The sequence below is a fragment of the Streptomyces calidiresistens genome (genome assembly GCF_014141525.1).
GTDB classification, from domain to species: Bacteria; Actinomycetota; Actinomycetes; order Streptomycetales; family Streptomycetaceae; genus Streptomyces; species Streptomyces calidiresistens.
The window spans coordinates 1-2958 of the sequence record NZ_VKHS01000681.1 but is presented as its reverse complement, the minus strand read 5'-3'; the positions used below and the strand labels follow the sequence as shown (position 1 = coordinate 2958).

Sequence of the window (2958 nt, the reverse complement as noted above, 5' to 3'; positions counted from 1 at the left end):
CCCCGACAACGCGCCACCCCGACGACGCCCCACCAGCACGCCCCAGCCCTTCCGATGGAGAGCCCGTGTCCCGCCGGATCACCTCCCGCCACCTGTTCGCCGCCTTCACCAACGCGAGCGAACGCACCCTGTACCTCTACGGCTCCGACGACGGCGTGCACTTCCACGACCTGGCCCCGGCCGCGTACACCCCGGCGAACGGCATCCTGCGCGACCCCTCCGTCATCCACCGCGCCGGCCGCTGGTGGATCGCCCACACCACCGCCTGGGAGGGCGGCACCTTCGGCATCATCTCCAGCGAGGACCGCCTGAACTGGCACCACGTCGCCGACATCGAACACGGCGTGCCCTGCCACAACACCTGGGCCCCCGAGTTCTTCACCGAGCACCCCGACGGCCGGCTGCGGATCATCGTCTCCATATCCGCCGACCAGACCTCCGCCACCGGCTTCCAGCCCTACGTGCTCACCGCCCTCGACGACACCCTCACCCGCTGGACCGACCCCGTCCCCCTGGCCGGACTCCACCCCGACGAGGCCGACCACCGCAACGGGTGGATCGACACCTGCGTCGTCCACCGCGACGGCCGCTTCCACGCCTTCGTCAAGGACGCCACCGCCGAACGCGTCGAACACGCCGTCGCCCGCCACATCACCGGCCCCTGGAACCTCCTGGACAACGCCGCCCCCGTCCCCCCGAACGGGGAACCCCTGGAGGGACAGACCGTCTTCCGCCTCGACGACGGCGGCTTCCGGATGTTCCTCGACTCCTACCTCGAGGGCCGCCACTACTGGAGCGACAGCCCGGACCTCACCCACTGGACCCCACCGCGCGAACTCCCCCGCCTGTCGGGCACCGTGCGGCACGGCTCGGTGTGGCGGGAGACCGCCGACCTCCTGCCCGGGGACACCAACCCCGTCCTCCCCGGCTACCACGCCGACCCCGCCGTCCTGCACTCCGCCGGCCGGTTCTGGATGTACCCCACCACCGACGGCATCGCCGACTGGGGCAGCACCTCATTCGGCGTCTTCTCCTCCACCGACCTCGTCCACTGGACCGACCACGGCACCGTCCTCGACCTCGCCGACGTCGACTGGGCCGAGGGCCGCGCCTGGGCACCCGCCGTGGTGGAACGCGACGGCGTCCACTGGATGTACTTCTGCGCCGACCAGCAGATCGGCGTCGCCCGCGCCGACTCCCCCACCGGGCCGTTCGTCGACGCCCTCGGCAAGCCCCTGGTCGCCCGCGACGCCTACGGCCACCAGTCCATCGACCCCGCCGTCCTGGTCTCCGCCGACGGCACCGCCCACCTCTACTTCGGCCAGGGACGCTGCCGGGCCGTGCGCCTGGGCGCCGACATGACCTCCTTCGACGGGCAGCCCGTCGACATCACCCCCGACGGGTACAACGAGGCCCCCGACGTCTTCGAACGCCAGGGCCGCTACTACCTCACCTGGTCCGAGAACGACACCCGCAGCCCCGACTACCAAGTCGCCTGGGCCGTCGCCGACCACCCCCTCGGGCCCTTCACCCGCGCCGCCACGCCGCTGCTCACCAAGGACCCCGAGCGATGGATCATGGGCACCGGCCACCAGGCCGTGGTCCGCGTCCCCGGCCGCGACGAGTGGTACCTCGCCTACCACCGCTTCGCCCGCCCCGGCGGCGACGGCACCCACCGCGAGGTGTGCCTGGACCGGCTGCGGTTCACCGTCGACGGACGCCTGCGGCCCGTCACCCCCACCCTGCGCGGCATCGACCCCATCGCCCCCGTCGGGGGGTGATGGGCGACGGGTGTGAGGGGCGGGGTGCTCCACCCCGCCCCTCTCCGCCACACCCGTCAGCCCGAGAAACGGAACCGCGCCGCCGGCTCCTCGGCCACCGCCGCCGCGACGCGCGCCCGCATCCCCGCCGTCATCGGCGGCAACCCGTCCAGCGGGAACCACCCCGCCTCGGTGTTCTCCCCGTCCGCCGGATGCGGCTCGCCCGAGACCCACCGGCAGCGGAACGTCAGGTCCAGGTACCGCGCGTGGTCCCCGTTGTCGTACACCACCGGATCGGTGACCCTCACCGAGGCCAGGCGCTCGGGCACCGCCACCACGCCCGCTTCCTCCAGCACCTCCCGGACGGCCGCGTCCGCCGGCTCCTCCCCCGGATCCACGATGCCGGTCACCGGGGTCCAGGCACCGTTGTCCGCCCGGCGCACCATCAGCGCCCGGTCCCCGTCCAGGACCACGGCCGTCACACCGGGCAACCACAGCGGGTCGTTGCCGATTTTCTCGCGCAGCGCGAGGATGAAATCCGGAGTCGCCATCGGCTCAGCCTACGGGCGCGACGGGGCCGCCCGCCCGGTCCGCCTCAGTCTTCCGGGCCCCCGCCCCGGGACCGCACGGCCTGGCCGGCCGGCTTGCGGTACTCCATGATGTGGCCGGTCGCCGGAAAGCTCTCGTTGCCCACCAGCTTGCCGCTCCTGGTCTCCACGATCGTGAAGCCGACCTTTTGGTACAAGCCGATCGCGCGCTCGTTCCCGGCCAACACCGAGGTCTCCACCCGCTCACCCGCCTGCGCCACGGCGTGCCGCAACAGCGCACCACCGGCGCCCTGCCCGTACCGGGCGGGATCCACGTAGAGCCAGGACACCTCGTCGTCCTCCAGCGCCACGAAGCCCACCACCTCCGGATCCGTACCCGAGCCGGGGCCCTCGGCGACCCAGACCCGGCCGTCGAAGAGCCCCTCGTTCTCGTAGGTCTCGGCCAGGGTGAGGAAGGCTTCCACTCCCACGGTGGCCTTCAACTCATCGAGGCGGGCCGCGTCGTGGATCCGCTCGATCGCCGCCCAGTCCTCGGACCGATAGTCCCGTATTCGCCACTCGGCGTGCCGCCGCTCCGTCGCCATGCCCGAACGATGGCCCCGACCCTCGCGGCACGCAACACGTTTATCGCCCGCGGCCACCCCCGCACC

At 72.6% G+C, this 2958-nt stretch carries 3 protein-coding genes; 1 reads left to right on the top strand and 2 read right to left on the bottom strand.

All coding sequences use genetic code 11. The features are described 5' to 3' along the window. On the top strand, positions 1-1781 hold a 1781-nt coding region (locus tag FOE67_RS21390; protein ID WP_228474143.1), incomplete at its 5' end, for a family 43 glycosylhydrolase. Positions 1782-1837: 56 nt separating this feature from the next. On the opposite strand, the gene FOE67_RS21385 is transcribed toward FOE67_RS21390, so the two are convergent. Both FOE67_RS21385 and FOE67_RS21380 read right to left on the bottom strand, forming a co-directional pair. Further along, positions 1838-2311 carry an NUDIX hydrolase gene (locus FOE67_RS21385; protein WP_182666468.1) on the bottom strand — a complete coding sequence of 158 codons (474 nt, stop codon included), beginning with the start codon at positions 2309-2311 and terminating at the stop codon, positions 1838-1840. 44 nt (positions 2312-2355) lie between these two features. Continuing rightward, on the bottom strand, positions 2356-2892 hold the full coding sequence (locus FOE67_RS21380; RefSeq protein WP_182666467.1) for a GNAT family N-acetyltransferase: 537 nt from the start codon (positions 2890-2892) through the stop codon (positions 2356-2358). Positions 2893-2958: the final 66 nt, after the last annotated feature.

What these genes read in the sequence shown, in the direction of transcription:
- FOE67_RS21385 (WP_182666468.1), bottom strand. Translation starts at nt 2,311, where the DNA reads ATGGCGACTCCGGATTTCATCCTCGCGCTGCGCGAGAAAATCGGCAAC.
- FOE67_RS21380 (WP_182666467.1), bottom strand. Translation starts at nt 2,892, where the DNA reads ATGGCGACGGAGCGGCGGCACGCCGAGTGGCGAATACGGGACTATCGG.